General features: G+C 41.5%; 1 protein-coding gene. It reads right to left on the bottom strand.

Annotation, left to right across the window (positions count from 1 at the left end):
• Position 1: 1 nt before the first annotated feature.
• The coding region (locus AC1DUA_RS38620) for a macrolide family glycosyltransferase (RefSeq protein WP_477504725.1) at positions 2-1,113 on the bottom strand (1,112 nt) is incomplete at its 5' end.

Raw genomic sequence — 1,113 nt, 5'->3', positions numbered from 1 at the left:
CCTACTGCCTTATAAATTTGAAAATCTCATCAACAGCTTGCTGATACCCACCTGATTGTCGAAACGATTCGCTCGTATTTGCAGCAGCATCCTGATAGGATGCTGAGCCTAACACGTGATCTACGGATTCCCGCAGCTGATTAGCTGTTAAGCCATGCATTTGCAATTGAATGCCTGCACCGATATTGGCGACTTGCGCGGCAATCATCGGCTGATCCGCACTTTGTGGGATTACAATTAGTGGAACCACGTAATAGAGACCTTCCTGAGTGCTATTCATTCCACCATGCGTAATAAATAATTTGGTATATAGTAGTAACTCCGTTTGTGGAACATAATTTTTGACGATAAAGTTTGGAGGAATCTCCCCTAAATCAGCTATTTGGGTTCTATTCCCAATAGACATGACAATCGTATGCTCCGTGTTACCCAACGCCTCAAAACAAAGTTTATAGAAATCTATTGCTTGGTTAAACACTGTCCCCAGTGAGATGTAAATCGGCTCTTTCCCTTTGATTGCAGCAAGGTCGAAGTTTTCTTGAGGCATTCGTGAAGAGATGGAAGGACCTACAAAATTAAATGTATGGTCAAATGCTGCGCCATTAGGTTGAAACTCCCTTGTTGTATAAACGATCGAAAGAGGTGCAGGATTACAGAACACTTCGTAACGTGAATGGATCTCCACATCATATTGTTCCTTCACTTTTGCCGTCAAGCTATGAAATTTATCGTCTATTGATTTCATTGTTTCCTCAGGAATTTTCGCAGAAACTTGTTCCAAAATTTTATCGAATGATGTTTTAGTCTGAGCAAAAGACGTACAAGAGTTAATTGCAGGCAGCTTAAGAATCTGAGCGAGCAAGTGGCCGCAACCAAACATCGAATCATGAATGATGTAATCAAAATGCTCATCTTTAATCTGTTCTAGAACACTGGGTATAACGATATCTGCCGTAAGTAAAAGGCCGTTAATTCTTTCGAGCAAATAATCTCGTCCACCCGAGAGAAAGGCATTTATAAATTTATGGTCATCAAATGTTCGTACGGAAGCTCCCGTCTTCTCTATGCGCTCCCGAAAAGCCTCGATACAAACATACACGACCTCTTCGCCAC

The organism is Paenibacillus sp. 01T422 (assembly GCF_056398785.1).
Note: the sequence above shows the minus strand (reverse complement) of the source record. Positions and strands in the feature narration are given on the sequence as shown.